This is a genomic window from Baekduia soli (assembly GCF_007970665.1).
Classification (GTDB): domain Bacteria; phylum Actinomycetota; class Thermoleophilia; order Solirubrobacterales; family Solirubrobacteraceae; genus Baekduia; species Baekduia soli.
This window is the reverse complement of the sequence record NZ_CP042430.1, coordinates 1,439,736-1,457,795: the sequence shown is the minus strand read 5'-3', so window position 1 is coordinate 1,457,795 and position 18,060 is coordinate 1,439,736. Positions and strand designations below refer to the sequence as shown.

Annotated in this window: 11 protein-coding genes, 1 tRNA gene and 2 pseudogenes; 10 read left to right on the top strand and 4 right to left on the bottom strand. The window is 74.9% G+C overall.

From position 1 onward, the window contains the following. The first annotated feature begins 28 nt into the window (after positions 1 to 28). The 3 genes and pseudogenes from FSW04_RS28340 to FSW04_RS06715 all read left to right on the top strand — a co-directional run bounded on the left by FSW04_RS28340 (position 29) and on the right by FSW04_RS06715 (position 4,950). A pseudogene (locus tag FSW04_RS28340) lies at positions 29 to 1,521 on the top strand (gluconokinase). Positions 1,522 to 1,558: 37 nt separating this feature from the next. Beyond that, a complete protein-coding gene (locus FSW04_RS06720; protein WP_146917617.1) occupies positions 1,559 to 3,619 on the top strand; it encodes a diguanylate cyclase domain-containing protein in 2,061 nt (686 codons plus the stop codon). Between the two features lie 89 nt (positions 3,620 to 3,708). Then, a complete protein-coding gene (locus FSW04_RS06715) occupies positions 3,709 to 4,950 on the top strand; it encodes a transglycosylase family protein (protein ID WP_146917615.1) in 1,242 nt (413 codons plus the stop codon). A 2,896-nt stretch (positions 4,951 to 7,846) separates the two neighbouring features. Here the strand turns inward: FSW04_RS06715 and FSW04_RS06710 are convergent. After that, positions 7,847 to 8,680, bottom strand: coding sequence for an SDR family oxidoreductase (locus FSW04_RS06710; RefSeq protein ID WP_228430954.1), 834 nt, complete (start codon positions 8,678 to 8,680; stop codon positions 7,847 to 7,849). Between the two features lie 179 nt (positions 8,681 to 8,859). Here FSW04_RS06710 and FSW04_RS06705 point away from each other — a divergent pair, with 179 nt between their 5' ends. The 5 genes from FSW04_RS06705 (at position 8,860) to FSW04_RS06685 (ending at position 12,680) form a co-directional block, all read left to right on the top strand. Beyond that, positions 8,860 to 9,069: a hypothetical protein gene (locus tag FSW04_RS06705; RefSeq protein ID WP_146917613.1), complete on the top strand. Its 210-nt coding sequence runs from the start codon at positions 8,860 to 8,862 to the stop codon at positions 9,067 to 9,069. Positions 9,070 to 9,131: 62 nt separating this feature from the next. Continuing rightward, on the top strand, positions 9,132 to 10,004 hold the full coding sequence (locus FSW04_RS06700; protein ID WP_146917611.1) for an alpha/beta fold hydrolase: 873 nt from the start codon (positions 9,132 to 9,134) through the stop codon (positions 10,002 to 10,004). Further along, a complete protein-coding gene (locus FSW04_RS06695) occupies positions 10,001 to 10,903 on the top strand; it encodes an SDR family oxidoreductase (RefSeq protein WP_146917609.1) in 903 nt (300 codons plus the stop codon). The genes FSW04_RS06700 and FSW04_RS06695 overlap by 4 nt, the downstream gene beginning before the upstream one ends. Positions 10,904 to 10,995: 92 nt before the next feature. Beyond that, on the top strand, positions 10,996 to 11,943 hold the full coding sequence (locus FSW04_RS06690; protein WP_146917607.1) for an ABC transporter ATP-binding protein: 948 nt from the start codon (positions 10,996 to 10,998) through the stop codon (positions 11,941 to 11,943). After that, positions 11,940 to 12,680: an ABC transporter permease gene (locus FSW04_RS06685; RefSeq protein ID WP_146917605.1), complete on the top strand. Its 741-nt coding sequence runs from the start codon at positions 11,940 to 11,942 to the stop codon at positions 12,678 to 12,680. Before FSW04_RS06690 ends, FSW04_RS06685 begins: the two co-directional genes overlap by 4 nt. On the opposite strand, the gene glgP is transcribed toward FSW04_RS06685, so the two are convergent. Together glgP and FSW04_RS28335 are read right to left on the bottom strand one after the other, a co-directional pair. Continuing rightward, a complete protein-coding gene (gene glgP / locus FSW04_RS06680) occupies positions 12,653 to 14,773 on the bottom strand; it encodes an alpha-glucan family phosphorylase (RefSeq protein ID WP_146917603.1) in 2,121 nt (706 codons plus the stop codon). The two genes, FSW04_RS06685 and glgP, sit on opposite strands and share 28 nt — an antisense overlap. 230 nt (positions 14,774 to 15,003) lie before the next feature. Next, a pseudogene (locus tag FSW04_RS28335) lies at positions 15,004 to 16,215 on the bottom strand (sensor domain-containing diguanylate cyclase); the annotation flags it as partial. 141 nt (positions 16,216 to 16,356) lie between these two features. Here FSW04_RS28335 and FSW04_RS06665 point away from each other — a divergent pair. Both FSW04_RS06665 and FSW04_RS06660 read left to right on the top strand, forming a co-directional pair. Next, a tRNA-Arg gene (locus FSW04_RS06665) sits at positions 16,357 to 16,430 on the top strand. Between the two features lie 306 nt (positions 16,431 to 16,736). Further along, a complete protein-coding gene (locus tag FSW04_RS06660; RefSeq protein WP_146917601.1) occupies positions 16,737 to 17,738 on the top strand; it encodes a tyrosine-type recombinase/integrase in 1,002 nt (333 codons plus the stop codon). On the opposite strand, the gene FSW04_RS06655 is transcribed toward FSW04_RS06660, so the two are convergent. After that, entirely contained in the window at positions 17,693 to 17,917 is a 225-nt protein-coding gene (locus FSW04_RS06655; RefSeq protein WP_146917599.1) for a helix-turn-helix domain-containing protein, read from the bottom strand. The genes FSW04_RS06660 and FSW04_RS06655 overlap by 46 nt on opposite strands. Between the last annotated feature and the right edge of the window lie 143 nt (positions 17,918 to 18,060).

Genomic DNA, 18,060 nt, shown 5'->3' with positions numbered 1-18,060 from the left:
GACCGCCGCCTGGGGATACGTTGAGGACATGAGCACGGTCGTCGGCGTCGACATCGGCACCACGAGCGTCAAGGCGACCGCGTTCGGGCTCGGCGGCGACCGCCACGGCCACGCCGAGATCGCCTACCCGCTGCTCGAGCCCGCGCCCGGCGAGGCCGTCCAGGACCCCGCCGTCGTCGTCGCAGCGGTGCTCGCCGCCATCGGGCGCACCGTCGCCGCGGCCCGCGCCGCCGACCGCCCCGCCGCCGGGCTGGCGTTCAGCAGCGCCATGCACTCGCTCGTCGCGCTGGACGCCGGCGACGCGCCGCTGACGCCGCTGCTCACCTGGGCCGACACGCGCGCCGCCGCCCAGGCCCGGCGCCTGCGCCGCGACCACCCCGGCCTGCACGCGCGCACGGGCACGCCGCTGCACCCGATGTCGCCGCTGGTCAAGCTCGTCTGGTTCGCCGAGTGCGACCCGCAGCTGGCCGCCCGTGCGCGCCGATGGTGCGGGATCAAGGAGCTCGTCCTGCACCGCCTCTGCGGGCGCTGGGTCACCGACCACTCGACGGCCTCGGGCACGGGCCTGCTGGACCTCGCCCGCCTGGACTGGGACGCGGAGGCGCTGCGGATCGCCGGCGTCACCCGCGAGCAGCTCTGCGCGCTGGTCCCCGCGACGGAGGTGCTCGCGCTGACGCCCGAGGGCGAGGCCGCGGTCGGCGCCGCGCTGCCCGTCGTCGCCGGCGCGGGCGACGGGCCGCTGGCCAACCTCGGCGTCGGGGCGACGGCCCCCGGCGTGGCGGCCTGCTCCATCGGCACGTCGGGCGCCCTGCGGCTCGTTGTGGACCGCCCGGTCGCCGACGAGCGCGGGCGCCTGTTCTGCTACGCCCTGACCCCGGGCGCTGGGTCGTCGGCGGCGCGGTCAACAACGGCGGGCTCGTCCTGGAGTGGGCGGGCCGGGCGCTGGCGCCGGACCTGGGCGAGCATCCCGAGGAGGCGCTGCTGGCGCTCGCGGCCCAAGCCCCGGCCGGCAGCGACGGGCTGCTCATGCTCCCCCAGCTCGTCGGCGAGCGCGCCCCGGACTGGGACGCCGAGGCCCGCGGGGCCTACGTCGGGCTGACCCGCGCGCACGGACGAGCGCACCTCGTGCGCGCCGCGCTGGAGGGCGTCTGCCAGCAGCTGGCGCTGGTGCTCGCCTCGATGCGCGAGGCCGGCGACGAGGTCCGGGAGGTCCGCGCCACGGGCGGCTTCGCGCGCAGCGCGCTGTGGCGCCAGATCCTCTGCGACGTCCTGGACATGCCCGTGGCCTTCCCGAGCGACTACGAGGGCTCGGGCCTCGGCGCCGCCCTGCTGGGCCGGCAGGCGCTGGGCCTGCCGGCCGCCCCGCCGGCCCCCGCCGCGCTCGCCGACGTCCTGCACCCCGACCCGGCGGCCGCGGCCGTCCACGCCCGCATGCGCCCGGCGTTCGCGGCCCTGCACGACGCGCTCGGGGCCGCCCTGGCGCAGCTGCGCGACCCTGGGTCGAACGAACGTCCAGGCTGACTCGTCGGACGCGCCCGCCGGTGCCGATCACCGGCCTATGGAGGCAGGCCCCACCGAGGCGATGCCCGGCGGCCGTCACATCAGCTGCTCGATGACGACCGTCATGCTGCGGCTCGTCGGCCAGGAGCACGGCACGGCGGGCATCGAGGAGCTGCTGGCGGCGGCCGGCGTCCAGCAGACCCGCGAGGACCTCGAGAACGAGGAGAACTGGGTCACCCTCGACGAGGCCATCGCCCTGCTGTCGGCGTGCGTGCAGGTCACCGGCGACCCCGGGTTCCCGCGGCGCATCGGCGAGCACACCGTGCGCCAGCACGCGGGCACGTCGGTCTCCACGCTGCTGCGCTCGCTCGGCTCGCCCGAGGCGGTCCTCGGCGCCATCGCCCAGGCCGCGGGCAAGCTCAGCACGGTCAGCGACCTCGACGCGGTGGAGGTCGAGCCGGGCCGGGCGGTCGTCCGCGCCGTGGCGCGCCCGGGCCACGTCCGCCACCCCCTGCAGTGCCAGTGGACCACCGGCCTGCTGGCCACCCCGACCGAGCTCTTCGGGCTCCCGCGCGCCGGCGTGCGGGAGCTCTCCTGCCAGGCCAAGGGCGACCCCGAGTGCCGCTACGTCGTGACGTGGGACGCCGGGCAGGCCGCGGCGGGTGCCGACCCGCAGCAGCGCGTCACCGCCCTCGAGGCCCAGCTCCTGGCGACCCGGGAGGGTCTGCGCGGCGTGTTCGCCACCGCCGCCGAGCTCCTGTCGACCGACGACATCGACGTCGTGCTGGCCCGCATCGTCGACCGCGCCGCGCTGACCGTGCGCGCACCGCGCTTCGTGCTCGCCGTCCGCCCCCGGACCGGCGACGAGGTGCGCATCTATGCCGAGGGCGTGGCCGACGGCGAGGCGGCCGCGATCGCGCAGGCGCTGGAGGCCGGCGACCCGCTGCCCGGCTCGGCGCTCGTCGCCGACGTCGCCTCCGAGCGCCGCGCCTACGGGCGCCTGTGCGCGCTCAACCCCGAGGGCATCCACTTCTTCGCGTCCGAACAGGAGCTCTTCTCGCTCTACGCCGCCCACGCCGCCGCGGTCCTCGACATGGCCACGGCGCTGGCCGAGGCCGACCGGCGTCACGACCACGTCAGCGCCCTGCTGTCGCTGGCCCAGGCGCTGGCCCTCGGCGGGTCCAGACAGGACGTCGCGGACTCCATCGTGCGCACGGTGCCGGCCATCGTCGACTGCGACCGCCTCAGCGTGTGGCTGTGGGACGACGAGGCGGGCTGCCTGCGCGTCGCCTCGACCGCGGGGCCGGCCGACGGGGACATCGGGCTGCTCGACGACCGCATGCTGCTGCCGAGCGGCTCTCCCGCGCTGGCGCGGATGCTCGGCCATCCCGGGCCCCTGCACGTCGAGCGCGGCGACGCCGGGGACGCGCAGGTCCACGCGCTCATGGAGCTGCTCGACGTCCTCGTGGTCGTCGCGGTGCCCATCATCGCGCGCGGCGAGTTCCTCGGCATCGTCGTGGTCTCGGTGGCCGAGCGCCCGGAGCGCCTGGACCTCGATGCGTCGCTGCTGCAGCGCCTCAACGGCATCGCCTCGCTGGCGGCCCCGGCGATCCAGAACGGCCGCCTCGTCGACGAGCTCCAGCACCAGGCCTCCCATGACCCGCTGACCGGCCTGGCCAACCGCACCGGGTTCTCGCGCCGCGTCGACGCCGTCCTCGACGGCGCCGGGCACACGGAGGTCGGCCTGCTGTTCTGCGACCTCGACGGCTTCAAGACCATCAACGACCGCCACGGCCACACCAGCGGCGACGCGCTGCTGCGCGAGATCGCCGACCGCCTGCGCAGCGTCGTGCGCTCCGGCGACACCGTCGCGCGGCTGGGCGGCGACGAGTTCGCCGTCATCCTCGCCGACGTCCGCAGCCCCGACGAGATCGCCGCGGCCGCCGCCCGCGTCCGCGCCGTGTGCGCCGAGCCCTTCCGCGTCGGCGACAGCGAGCTGCGCGTCGGGGTCAGCGTCGGGCAGGCGCAGTGGCCGCAGGACGGCCGCGGGGCCGAGGAGCTGCTGCGCGTCGCCGACGCCGCGATGTACCGCGAGAAGACGCGCTCGCGCGCCGCCTGAGCGGCGAAAGCCCTGCAAGTTCGGCTGCAGGGAGCAGGACACGGGGTCGCTACGGTGACGGTTCGGCGCTCCCGCGCCGGTGCCGTCGCATGTCCTGCCGCCGCTCCGCCCTCCGTGGCCTGGCCACGCTCGCCGCCCTGCTGCTCGCCGGGCTGGCGCTCGCGTGGACGATGGCGCCCCGCGAAGCCCGCGGCGCCGACGAGGGACGGCTGCGCGGCACGATCGCCGCCGGCAAGGCCCGTGAGCGGTCGCTCGCCGACGCCGCGGCCCACCTGGCCCGGCTCGAGCGCGCCAGCGCGCGGGAGCTCGCGATCGTCGAGGGGCGCCTGGCCGACGCCCAGGCCCAGCTCGACGCCTCGCGCGCCCGGCTGGCCGCCACCCGCGTGCGGCTGGCCGCCGAGCGCCGCCGCCTGGGCCGCCTGCGCACCCGGCTGGCGGAGGGCCGCACCCAGCTCACCGAGCTGCTGCGCCAGCGCTACATGAACGGGCCGCCCGACCTCGTCACCGTCGTCCTGGACGCCCACGGCTTCGCCGACCTCGTCGAGCGCATGGACTTCCTGCGCCGCGTGGAGTCCAGCGACACCGAGATCGTCGGCGTCGTGCGCCGCGCCCGCGCCGACGCGACGCACGAGACGCGCGTGCTGGCCGACCTCGAGGCCCGGCGGACCGCCGCCACCGCCGAGGTCCTGCGCGAGCGCGACGCGCTGGCGGGCATGGAGGCCGCGGCCGCCCAGCGGCGCGCCGCGATCGCCCAGGCCCACACCGCCCGGCTGGCGGCGCTGCGCGCGACGCGCGCCGACCGCCTGAGCGCGGAGCGCACCCTGAAGCGCCTGCTGGCCCAGCGCGCCCGCCAGGCGGTGGACAAGGCCGGCCCCGGCGGCCCGTGGGCGATCCCGTGGGCCATCGTGCAGTGCGAGTCCGGCGGCCAGAACCTGCCGCCCAACAGCGCGGGCGCCTCGGGCTACTACCAGATGATGCCCGACACCTGGCGCGGCCTGGGCGGCTCGACGCCGGCGGCCTACCAGGCCTCCAAGGCCGAGCAGGACCGCCTCGCGTCCACGTTGTGGACAACGGCGCCGGCGCGTCGAACTGGGTCTGCGCGGCCCTGGTCGGCGCGATCTGAGCCCGCGGCTCAGGGCCGCCCGTCGAAGCTGACCGTCGTCCGCGCCCGCCGGCCGCCGAGCTCGCGCGTGGTGACCGACACGTCCAGCGGCACGGGCTCGGCGCCGCTGAGGCTCGAGGCCACCCGGCGCCCCGCCGCGCGCAGCCCGGGCGTCGGGACGACCGCGCCCTTCGACAGCGCGACCGCGATGCGCTGCGCCCCGCCGTGACCCGGCACGTGCACGGTCATCGTGCCCCGCGCCGACAGCGCCCAGTGCCGGCGCGACAGGCGGTGCCCGTCGGCGCGCACGACGATGCCGGCGCCCCGCGCCGGGCGCGCCCTCAGCCCCGCGGGCAGCCGAAAGGAGGCGGCGCGCAGCGCGTGCGCGCCGGTCGGGTTGCGGGCGATCGTGACCGCCAGCACCGGGCGTGCGGTCGCCAGCCCGGAGGCGTCGGCGCGCACGAGCGCGCCCTTGCGACAGGCCGCCGCGTCGAGCACGGGCTGCTGGGTCGTCGTCTTGCCGTTCTGCCCGGTGAACGTGACGTCGGAGGGCGCGAACTCCGCCGCGCACAGGTCGGCGGCCGCCGTGAACGGGCCTGGGTGGCCCGCGCGGCCGGCGTCGATGTCCAGCGTGAGGTTCGACAGCGGCACGTCGGGCAGGTCGTGGAAGTGCGCCTCCAGCCGCCCGGCCTCCGGGCTCAGGCGCAGCTCGCCGTCCAGGCGCAGCCGCACGCCCGGCCCCGCGAGCACGGCGCTGAGGTAGGGCAGCTCGATGCCGGGCTCGTCGTCGGGCAGGCTGCCGTTCAGCGCGAGGTAGACCGGGCCCGACAGGCGAGTGCCCAGCAGCGGCGTCACCGCGCTCACGCGGCCCAGCCGGGTCGACGGCGGGCAGCGATTGGCCGCGAGCTGGTCGGGCTGGCAGACGGAGGCCAGCGCGTCGGGGTTGGGGACCAGGCCGCCGGAGACGAGCAGTTCGATGTCCTTGAGCGCCGTGTCGGCCGGCGGCTTGGTGATGGCCGTGCGCAGCGGCGGCTGGGTGCCCGCGGCCCGCAGCCTGGGCGCCTCGATCGACGTCGCGGCGCCGGGCCGGAACGGCAGGGCGTCGCAGCCCGAGGCCTGGAACGGCCCGCTGCCGGCGCCCTGCGTGCCGTCCACGGCCGTGATCGCCACGTCGAACGTGCGCGCGTCGCAGCCCGACGGGTTGCGCAGGAAGCCCTTGCGGGCGATCGTCATCTGCAGCCGCCGCAGGCCGAGCGGGAAGCCCTTGAACGCGTCGGGCAGCACGGCGCTGACGTGCACGCGACCGTCGGTCTGGTCCAGCGTCAGCGGGTTCTGCAGGACGAAGGAGCCGAAGTCGAACGGGCCGACGTCGACGCGGATGGCCAGCCAGAGGCGCGCGACCGCCGTGGCCGTCGGGGTGCCGAGGAAGGCCTTGCCGCGCAGCGTGATGGGCTGGGAGCCCGAGCCGATGGTGCTGGTCACCGTGCCGAGCTGGGTGCTCGCCGGGCACGCCGCGGCGATCGCGCGGGCCGTCGGGCACTGCGGGGTGGCATCGACCTGGCCGAGCAGGCCCTTGGGCAGCGCGACGTCCAGGCGCGCGGGCCGCCGCGAGCCGGCGTCGCGCTGGAGGTCGAGCGTCAGCGCCGGGCTGGCCAGCGCCCGCGTCGTCGAGACGGACCCCGAGATCGCCGGCGTCTCGCGCGGCGCGCAGCCGCCCTGGTCGTCATCGGCGATGGCGAACGTCGTCGTCGGCGTCTGCGGCGGGCCGCCGCTGTAGGGCGTGGCCGTGATCGAGCCCTGGTAGGTCCCGCAGGCCGGGGGCGTGACCAGGACGCCCGTGGGCCCGCCGGTGAACGTCAGGTCGAACTTCGTGAACGGGACCTGCGGCAGGTTGTCGAAGGTCGTCGTGATCTGGGCCGTGTCGTCGTCGGGGTGGACGCTGGCCTTGATCTTGACCGTGACCCCCGCCTTGGCGCCGACGATGAGCAGGCGGTAGGGGTCGTCGTCGGTGCGCCCGAAGTACACGTCGCCGGGCACGGAGCCCAGCAGTGGATTGTCGAACGCGACGTGGCCGATCAGCGACGCCGCCGGGCACCGGATCGGCCCGCCGCCCGGCGGGCCGAACTGCGCGTCGGAGCAGACCTGCAGGCCCGGCGCCAGCGACGGGTTGAACGACGTGCCGACCGGCAGGCGCACGACGGCCTTCTTAACGTGCGACGGCTGGCGCCCGCCGACGTCGGCGGGCTGGGTCAGCGCGATGGAGTGCGCCGTCGGCGTGTCGGGGGTCGGCTGGTCGATGCCGATCTCCATCCCGGGGGCGAACGGCTCGCTGTCGCAGGCCGTGGGCCGGAACGTCCCCGTGGCCGTGACGGGCCGCGACGAGGCGTAGGAGTCGGCGGTGATCCTCGTCGTCGCCGGGGCGCACTGGGTCGGGTTGACCATGAACGCGCCGCCGGCCGGCGCACGGCCGTCGAGCGTCAGGGAGAGCGAGTTGATGGTGAACGGGAGCCCGGCCTGCGTGCGCGGGATGTCGGAGATCGTCGTCTGCAGCCCGTAGTCGCTCTCGTCGCGGACGCGGATCCTGACGATGAGCGCGATCTTGCCCAGCACGCCGCCCAGCGGGCGCAGCACGATGCCCAGGCGCGCGGGCTCGTCGGCCGGCGGCTGCACGTTGTAGACGGTGCCCGTGACCGTCAGCGGCGCGGGCACGCCGAGCACCGACGCGGTGATGGCCGTCGACGTCGTGCCGACCTCGGTGTCGGGCGCGCAGGCGTCGGCGCGCAGCGCAGCCTCGGGGCACTGGGGCACGGCCATCGGGTTGCCGAGCAGGCCCGTCGGCAGGTCGACCTGGAGGTCGCGCAGGTCGTCGGTGGCGCCGGTGAGCGAGAAGGCCAGGCGGAAGTCGCTGTGCGCGCCCGACGTGGTGTCGGTGGGCGCCGCCGTGACGCCGGTGATGCCGATGGCGCGGGCCGGGGCGGGCGCGCCGGCCAGGACCGCGAGCGCCGCGAGCACCGCGGCGAGCACGACGACCGACCGGCCCGGACCAGCCTCCCCAGAACGCACCTGAATCCGGTACCCCGATGGACGCGGCTGAAACGTCGGCGTTCAGCTGCGCGTCCGCGCGCTCACTCCTCGTCGACGAAGAGGTCCATCTGCAGGTCGGCGTCGGGCACGTAGGCGTAGGACGCGAAGTCGGTGACGCCCTCGGCCTCGAGCACGTCCTCGACGAGGTAGAGGTTGCCCGTGCACTCGCGGCTGTCGCGCGTCAGCACGGCGTGGGCGGCGTCGGCCACGATCTCGGGCCGGCGCGAGCGGGCCATCGCGGCGTCGCCGCCGAGGAGGTTCTGCACCGCCGCGGTCGCCACGAGCGTCTTGGGCCACAGCGAGTTGCAGGCGATGCCGTCGTCCTTGAACTCCTCGGCCATGCCGAGCGTGCACAGGCTCATGCCGTACTTGGCGATGGTGTAGCCGATGTGGGCGCCGAGCCAGCGGGGCTTCAGGCTCAGCGGCGGCGACAGCGTCAGGACGTGGGCGTTGGACGAGGCCTTGAGGTGCGGGACGCACGCCTTGGTCACCGAGAACGTGCCGCGCGTGTTGATGTCCTGCATGAGGTCGTAGCGCTTCATGTCCAGGGCCTCGGTGCCCTGCAGGCTGATCGCGCTGGCATTGTTGACGCAGATGTCGATCCCGCCGAAGCGCTCGACGGTGGCGGCCACGGCCTCGGCGACCTGCTCGTCGTTGCGGATGTCGCCGACGATGGCCAGCGCCTGGCCGCCGGCGGCCTCGATCTCGGCGGCCGCGGTGTGCACCGTGCCCTCGAGCTTGGGATGCGGCTCGCCGGTCTTGGCGATGAGCGCGACGTTCGCACCGTCGCACGCGGCGCGCAGCGCGATCGCCAGGCCGATGCCGCGGCTGGCGCCGGAGATGAACAGGGTCTGGCCTTCGAGCGTTCGGGACACGCGCGGGATCCTACGCACGGAAGGCCGCGGCGTCGCCCCTGTCCCGCCGGAGGAAGGTTTGCTGAACGGTCCTTCACCGTTGATACGCTCGCGGCGACGGACTGTGCGCCGGGACGCCTTGCGGCGGACCGGACGCCATGACGATCGATGACATCCGAACGTCAACTGGACGGAAGCCGATGGCCCACCCACCCGACGATCGCTGCGAGTCCCGGCAGCGTCGCCGCCCCATCGATCACGACCACCCCGGCCCGGTCGCCGACGACGAGGTCGGCCTCTCCCCGCTCGGCCGGGCGTTCCTCGACGCCCTGCGCGACGACGACCGGTTCCGCGACATCATCGCCGACCCGTTCGGCGAGCGCGCCGCGCTCGACAGCGACGCCGCCTGACCGCCGCCCCGCCGCGCACCTGGGTCGCGCCCGGTCCACTGAACGCCTACGATCACGGGCTGATGCCCGAGATCTCCCCCGCCCTGTACCGCGCCGGCAGCGGCGAGCCGCTTGTGCTGGTGCACGGCTTCACGGCCACGTGGCGCTGCTGGCTGCCCGTGCTCGCCGAGCTCGTCCCGCGCTTCGAGGTCATCGCGCCGACGCTCGACGGCCATGACGGCGGCCGCCCGCTGCCCCCGCGCGACACGGCGCACACCATCCCCCACGCCGCCGACCACCTCGAGGAGGTCCTCGACGGCCTCGGCGTCGGCACCGCGCACTTCGCGGGCAACTCGCTCGGCGGGGCGCTGGGCCTGGAGCTCGCCCGGCGCGGCCGTGCGCGCAGCGTGGTCGGCATCTCCCCCGCCGGCGGCCTGGAGCCCGGCGACCGGCGGTCGGCCGAGGCCATCATGAAGGTCTTCCGCCGGATGCAGAACGTCACCCGGGCCTCCGAGCGGCACCTGCCGCAGATCATGAGCCGGCCGGGGCTGCGCCGCCTCGCGCTGCGCGACGTCATGACGCGCGGCCACCTCGTCCCGGCCGGCGAGGCCCTGCGCCTCGCACGGTCCTCCCTGCGCTGCGACATCGTCGACGACGTCTTCTCCGTGCTGCGCGACGGCAACGCCGCGCTGACCGGCCTGGGCGACATCAGCTGCCCGGTGCTCGTGACCTGGGGCGACCGCGACCGGATCCTGCCGGTGGAGCGCCACTCGGCCCGGCTGCGGGCCGAGATCCCCGGGGTGGAGTTCCGGCTGCACCGCGGCATCGGGCACACGCCGATGTGGGATGACGCGGCCCTCATCGCCTCGACGATCGCCGACTTCGCCGGCGCGGCGTCCGGGCCACCCGCGACCGCGACACCCGCACCCCCCACCACGGCCCCGGTGGCGGCATGAGCCGGGTGAGCGGCAAGGTCGTGCTCATCACGGGCGGCGCGCGCGGCGTCGGCGCCGCCACGGCGCGCCGGCTCGTCGCCCGCGGCGCGAAGGTCGTGCTCGTCGACCTCGACCGCGGGCCGCTGGCCGAGCTGGAGGCCGAGCTCGGCGCCCATGCCACGTCGATCACCGGCGACGTGCTCAGCCTGGAGCAGATGGAGGCCGCCGTGGCCCACGGCGTGCAGCGCTTCGGCGGCATCGACGTGTGCGTGGCCAACGCCGGCATCTCGAGCTACGGCTCGGTCCTCGCGGTCGACCCCGCGGCGTTCCGCCAGGTCGTCGACGTCAACCTCACCGGCGTCTTCCACACCGTCCGCGCCGCGCTGCCCCAGCTCATCGAGCGCCGGGGCTACGTCCTCGTCGTCTCCTCGCTGGCGGCCTACGCCGCCGCCCCGGGGCTCGTGGCCTACAACGCGAGCAAGGCCGGGGCCGAGCACTTCGCCAACGCGCTGCGCATCGAGGTCGCCCACCGCGGCGTCAAGGTCGGCAGCGCGCACATGTCGTGGATCGACACGCCGCTGGTCCGGGACGCCAAGCAGGACCTGTCGGCGTTCCGGATGATGCTCGACCGCCTGCCGGGGCCGCTCGGGCAGACGACGTCGGTCGAGGCGTGCGCCGACGCGTTCGTGGCGGGCATCGGCCGGCGCGCCACGCGGGTCAGCGTGCCGCGCTGGGTCAACGCGATCCGCTGGCTCAAGCCGGCGATGACGACGACGCTGGGCGAGCGCGAGGCGCGCCGCCACGCCCCGGAGATCGTGCCGCTCATGGACCAGGAGGTCGCGGCGCTGGGCCGGTCGATGAGCGCCCGCACCGCGGCGCTTCAGTCCGAGGCCGAGCCGGAGCGCACGCCCGCGCCATGACGCGCGCCCGGCGTGGGCGATGACAGACGTCACCGCGGCGCCGGGGGGTGGCCCCCGCCCCGGCGCGCCCGCGGTGCGCCAACCTGCAGCACATGATCGCCAGCGCTGCCGCTCCGCCTCAGGCGGGCATCGACCTCCACGGCCTGACGAAGACGTTCCGCACCCCCAACGGCCCCGTCCGCGCCGTGCGCGGCATCGACGTCGCGATCGCCCCGGGCGAGACCGTCGCGCTGCTGGGCCCCAACGGCGCGGGCAAGTCCACCACCATCGACATGCTGCTCGGCCTGGCCCGGCCCGACGCGGGCAGCGTCTCGCTCTTCGGCGGCACGCCGGAGGACGCGGTGGCCGCCGGGCGCGTCGGGGCGATGCTGCAGACCGGCTCGCTGCTGCGCGACCTCAACGTGCGCGAGCTCATCGCGATGATGGCCTCGCTGTACCCCGACCCGCTCGACGTCGACGAGGTCGTCGAGCTCACGGGCCTGGGCGCCCTGGTGGGCCAGCGCACGCAGAAGCTCTCGGGCGGCGAGACCCAGCGGGTGCGCTTCGCCGTGGCGCTGGTCAGCAACCCCGACCTGCTCGTCCTCGACGAGCCGACGGTCGCCATGGACGTCGAGGGCCGCCACGCCTTCTGGCAGACGATGCGCGGCTTCGCCTCACGGGGCAAGACCATCGTCTTCGCCACGCACTACCTCGAGGAGGCCGACGACTTCGCCGACCGGGCGGTCCTGATGGCCCACGGCCGGGTCGTGGCCGACGGGCCGACGACGGAGATCAAGGCGCGCGTCGGCCGGCGCACGATCCGCGCCACGCTGCCCGGCGCCGACCGCGACACGCTGCGCGCGCTGCCCGGCGTGGCCGCCGCCGAGCTGCGCGGCGCGGCGGTGATCCTGAGCTGCACGGACTCCGACACGGCGATCCGCGCGCTGCTGGCCCGCGAGCCGCAGGCGAGCGACATCGAGATCAGCGGCGCGGGCCTCGAGGAGGCCTTCCTGGAGCTGACGGGCGGCGACGACCACGACGACGAGGAGCTGGCGGCATGAGCACCGCGCTGACCTACACCCGCTTCGAGCTGCTGCGGACGTTGCGCAACCGGCGCTTCCTCATCTTCTCGCTGTGCTTCCCGCTGGCCCTGTTCTTCCTGATCGCCGGCCCCAACCGCGGCGACCGCGACCTCCAGAGCACGGGCCTGTCGGCGCCGTTGTACTTCATGGTGAGCATGGCGTCGTGGGGCACGATGACCTCCATGCTCAGCACGGGCGCGCGCATCGCCGGCGAGCGCCAGGCGGGCTGGAACCGCCAGCTGCGCATCTCCCCCCTGAGCCCGCACGCCTACCTGCGCGCCAAGGTGCTGACCGCCTACTGCATGGCCCTGCTCAGCCTCGGGCTGTTGTACGTGTCGGGGGTGATCCTCGGCGTGCGCCTGCCCGCCGGCGAGTGGCTGGGCATGACAGGGTTGATCATCGTCGGGCTCATCCCGTTCGGCGCGGCGGGGATCCTGCTCGGCCACGTGCTGACCACGGACTCGATGGGCCCGGTGCTCGGCGGCGGCACGGCGCTGCTGGCGATCCTCAGCGGCACGTGGTTCCCGCTGAGCGACCACGGGTTCATCCACGGCGTCGCGCAGTACCTGCCGTCCTACTGGCTCGTGCAGGCCAACCGCGTCGCGCTGGGCGGGCACGCCTGGAGCGCACACGCCTGGGCCGTCGTGGCCGTGTGGACCGCGGTGCTCGGCGTGCTGGCGATGCGCGCCTACCGGCGCGACACCGGCCGCGCCTGACGGCCGGGGTCGTAGAGCAGGCGCGCGTAGTCGGCGAGCATGCGGGTGGCTGAGAACCGCGGCGCCAGCGTGCGCAGCGAGGCGCGCATCATGTCGACCCAGCCGTTCTCGGTGTCGTAGAACGACGGCAGGATCTCGCCCTCCAGCAGCTCGTAGAGGCGCGCGGCGTCGCGGGCGTCCTGGGCCTGGTGGTCGGCGTCGACGTCGCCGGGCAGCGCCCAGCCGTTCGTGCCGTCGTAGGCCTCGGCCCACCAGCCGTCCAGGACGCTGAGCTGCAGCCCGCCGTTGAGCACGGACTTCATGCCGCTCGTGCCGCTGGCCTCCATCGGCGGGCGCGGGAGGTTGACCCAGACGTCGCAGCCCTGCACGAGCTTGGCCGCGATCGCGACGTCGTAGTCGGCGACGAACACCACGCGCGTCGCGGTGCCGGGGGCGCCGCGGACGTGCAGCAGGTGCTGGATCAGCTCCTTGCCGGGGTCGTCCTTGGGATGGGCCTTGCCGGCGACGACGAGCTGCAGCGGCTGGTGGCCGCCGACGATGCCGACCGCGCGCTCGACGTCGTGGACGAGCAACCCCATGCGCTTGTAGGTCGCCACGCGGCGGGCGAAGCCGATCGTCAGCACGTCGGGCTCGAAGGCCTCGGCGCCGGCCTGGGCGAACCCTCGCTCCTCGCCGCGGGCCAGGCGGTCGCGCGGGATGCGCTCGCGGATCATCGCGATGAGCGCCTCGCGCTGGCGGCGGCGCACCGCGCGCAGCTCGGCGCCGTCGAGCGCGTCGATCGACGCCCACGTCGCCGGGTCGGCGGCGTGCTCGATCCACCGCGGGCCCAGGTGCTCGTCCAGCAGCGCGCGCATCGGCCCGCCGACCCACGTCGGCACGTGCACGCCGTTGGTGACGTGGCCGATGGGAATGTCCTGGGTGAGGCGGTCGGGCCAGATGTCGGCCCACATCTCCCGCGCGACGTCGCCGTGGCGGCGGCTCACCGCATTGGCCGCGCGCGACGTGCGCAGCGCCAGCTGGGTGATGCCGAACGGCTCGTGCTCGGCCTCGGGGTGCGTGCGGCCCAGGCGCAGGATCTCGTCGAGGTCGAAGCCGCGCTCGCGGGCCAGCGGCTCGAGCAGCTCGGCGATCTCGGGGCCCGCGTAGGCGTCGTTGCCCGCCGGCACCGGGGTGTGGGTCGTGAAGACCGTGCGCCGGCGCGCGTGCTCGACGACGTCCTGCAGCGTCGCGCCGGGGCCGTCGAGCGCCGCGTAGGCCGCGTGGCCCTCGTTGAGGTGCACGACTACGGGATCGACCCCGAGGGCGCCCAGCGCGCGGGCGCCGCCGATGCCCAGCAGCGCGTACTGGGTCAGGCGCACGGCGGGGTCGCCGACGTAGAGCTGGGCGGTGGAGAAACGGGCGAACGCGGAGTTCTCGGGCCGGTCGGCGTCCAGGAGGAAGAGCGGAACGCGGCCGACGTCAACGCGCCAGATCTGCACGACGATCGTCTCGTCGCGGACGGGCACGGAGACGGTGACGGGCTCGCCGTCCTCGCCGCGCACGAGCGCCATCGGCAGCAGCGCCGGGTCGTTCTCCAGCCAGTACTCGCGCTGCCAGCCGGTGAGGTCGATGCGCTGACGGAAGTAGCCCTGGCGGTAGAGCAGGCCGACGGCGACCATCGGCAGGGAGCGGTCCGCAGCCTCCTTGATGAGGTCGCCGGCCAGCGCGCCCAGGCCGCCGGAGTAGACGGGCAGCGAGACGTGGACGGCGTACTCGGCGCAGAAGTAGGCGACGGGGTCGACGGCGCCGTCGGGGCCGCCCTCGCGGTGGGCGCGCAGGCGGGCGTCGATGTCGGCGGCGCGAGCCAGGAGCGCGTCGTCGGCCGCCGTGCGGTCCAGGCTCTCCTGCGGGGCCTCGCGCAGCAGGCGCACGGGGTTGTGGCCGCAGGCCGCCCACCGCTCGGCGTCGACGGCTTCGAAGAGCGCCGGGCCGTCGGCGTGCCAGCACCAGGAGTAGTCATAGGCGATGCTCGCCAGGGGTGCCAGCTCGGCGGGCAGCCGGGCGGCGAGCCCGCTGACGGCCCGTTCGATGTCGCGTCGTCCCGCATCGACCATGTGATCGGCTTTCCTTCCCCAGGGCGCCGGAGGTGAACCCGGCAGGAGCCCACATCTTGGCGCGGCGGCCGGGTGCGTGCGAGGCGGGTCAGACGTTGGCGCCGGAGCGCGCGATGCCGCGGCCGGCGACCTTGGCGCGGTACAGCGCGGTGTCGGCGCTGCGCAGCAGCTCGCTGAGCTCGGGCGCCGGCGACGGTCGACTCGGCGATCCCGATCGACAGCGTGACGCCCAGGGCGGAGTCGGCGAAGGCCTCGCGCATCGCGTCCTGGAGGGCGTGCGCGGCCTCCTCGCCGCTGCGCGGCGCGGCGACCAGGAGGGCGAACTCGTCGCCGCCCAGGCGCCCGGCGACGCCCTCGCGCTGCAGGATGCGGCCGATCTCGCCGAGCACGAAGTCGCCCGTGTGGTGGCCGTGGAAGTCGTTGATGCCCTTGAAGTGGTCGACGTCGCAGATGAGGACGGTCGCGCCGGCGTCGGCCAGACACGAGCGGGCGACCTGCGACCAGTAGCGGCGGTTGAGCAGGCCGGTGAGCTCGTCCTCGCGGGCCTCGCGCTCCAGGCGCTCGACCTGGGCGGCCAGGCCGTGGCCGGCGCCCGTCGCGCTCGCGGCCATCGCCGGCAGCACGGACATCGTGATCTCCTCGAGCTGGACGTGGTCGATGTCCAGGATCTCGAGGGCGTGCTGCAGCAGGGTGGCATCGGCGTGGTGGCCGTTGAGCAGGGCCACGGCGGCGTTGGCGGCCTGGACGCAGAGGGTGACGGCGTCGTCGGGGGCGTCGGGCGCGTGGTGGGCGCCGATGGCACGGGCGACGTCGGCGTCGAGGCCCGCGTCGGTGGCGAAGAGCGCGCCGGCCTCGCCGTGGTCGATGCCGAGCTGCTCGCGCTCGGCACGGACGCGCAGCGGGCCCGCGGGGGCGTTGACCGACAGGGCGTCGACCCGGTCGGCGCCGAAGGCGGCCGGGAGGACGAGCTTGCCGAGGTCGTGCAGGAGGCCGGCCAGGTGGGCGGCGCCGGCGTCGACGCCGGCGCGACGGGCCATCTCGGCCGAGCAGGCGGCGACCTGGACGGCATGGACGTGCAGCTGGCCGCGCGCGACGCCGCCGGCGCCGGGGGCCTGCTCGAAGAAGTCGCAGACGGCGGCCTCCATGGCCAGGCGGCCGACCGCGCGGCGGCCGACGAGCGTGACGGCCTGGTGGAGCGTCGCGGCGCGGACGGGCCGCGCGTTCATCGCCGAGTTGGCGTAGCGCAGGACGTTGACCGCGAGGTTGGGGTCCTCCTCGAGGGCCGAGACGATGTCGGCCGTGGTGGCGGCCGGGTCCTCGGCGATCTCGCGGACCTTGATGACGCTGCGCCGGAGCACGGGCAGCTCGCCCAGATCCGCGATCGCCCGAGCGACCGCGACCCGCGGTTCCTCAGCGATGTCCGCAATCTGACGTTCAGCCATGCCTTCCTGAGGTCGGCCAGGAGGCGGGGGGCTTGAGCGGCGGAGGACGGGTGTCGGTCGGAGGCAAGCGGGGGCGCGGTCCGGCGGTCGCGCGGACGGCTCCGCAAGGCCCGGGGCACCCGGCTAGACTGCGGGGTCGCTGCGCCCGTAGCTCAGCTGGATAGAGCGTCGGTCTACGGAACCGAAGGTCAGAGGTTCGAATCCTCTCGGGCGCGCTTACGAAAGTCCCGCATGCGGGGCTTTTCGTGTTCTATCGCCCTCTCGCTGGAAGGCAAAAAGGTCCCCAAACGGGTCCCAAGATTCAGCGAGGTGAAGGACAAGTGGCGTTCGATGAGGTCCCGCGTGGTTCGGGTCATGTGTTTCGCGTGGACCGGGCCAGCGGGCCGGCGTGGTTTGCCAAGTACCGCCCACCGGGTGGACGACAGACCAAGAAGAAGATCGGGCCGGCGTGGACGGGCCAGGGGCGGCCGGCGCCGGGCTTCTTTGACAAGCGCTCCGCTGAGGCGTGGTTGGAGGACCGCTTGGAGCAGGCGCGATTCGGTTTCTTATGTGGTGGGTCGACCGGCGCGGATGCGACGTTCGTGCAGGCGGCGCGTGAGTGGCTGCGCTATGTCGAGCAGGACCGGGGCTGCAAGCCCTCGACGCTGCGCGGCTATCGCAACAGCGTGCAGAACCAGCTCATCCCGGCGTTCGGGGAGATGGCGGTGCGCGACATCACCTCGGTGCACATCGAGCGCTGGCGCGCGTCGCTGACCACGGGGCCGCGGACGCGCAACAAGCTGCTGGTCGAGCTGTACGGGATCTTCCGCCGTGCGCAGCGCATGTATGGGCTGGAGCACAACCCGGCCGCCCAGGTCGAGCCCCTGCGCGTGGCGCGCAAGCTCGAGATCGACGTCTTCTCGCCCGACGAGGTCCGGGCGCTGGTGCGTGCCGCCGCCGGCAAGCAAGACGCCGCGATCTTCCTGACGGCGGCGTTCACCGGGTTGCGGCGTGGCGAGCTGCTGGCGCTGCGCTGGCGCGACGTCGACTTCGTGGGCTCGGTGGTGCGGGTGCGGGCCAGCTATGCCGCCAACGCCCTGACGACACCCAAGAGCGGCAAGGTCCGCGGCGTGCCGATGGCCGGCGAGGTCGCCGCCGCGCTGGCCTCGCTGGGCCAGCGCCGGCGGTGGACCGGCGAGGACGACCTTGTCTTCCCGGGTGAGACCGGCGGCTATCTGGACGGGTCGGCGCTGCGCCGGCGCTACCTGGATGCCCTGGAGCGCGCCGGTCTGAGACCGCTGCGCTTTCATGACCTGCGCCACACGTTCGGCACGACGCTGATCGCCAAGGCCGACATCCTGCGCGTCAAGGAGTGGATGGGCCACGCCGACGTGCAGACCACGATGCGCTACCTGCACTACGCACCGCGGCCCGAGGACGCGCTGATCGTCGACGCGGCGTTCGCGCCCGCGACCGCGCGCCTCGAGCTGCCGCCGCTTCACGAGCGCATCGACGCGAGCCAGGTGCCGACGTCGCTGCGATAGAAGCGGCGGTGGCGGCCGACGCCGATCGACGGGAGCGGGTTGTGGGCGCGCCGCGCGTACTCATAGACGCTGGACCGCGGGACAGCGAGCAGGTCGGCGACCTGGTCGGCGGTCAGCAGCGGCTCAGTGAGGTTGACGGAGACGGCGATGGTCTCGTCGAAGTGGGTGGGGGTGGGCATGCCCGGTAGGGCGCTGCGGGCCGCAGGGTCCCGCACGGGCTCCACGCTCGCACGTGAATCGGCGTGGCGTCGTCCCCCGCGCCCGGGCAACGCTGGATCACCGGGCACCCCTCGGGCGCGGAAGCCCGATGCCCTCCCTCGCT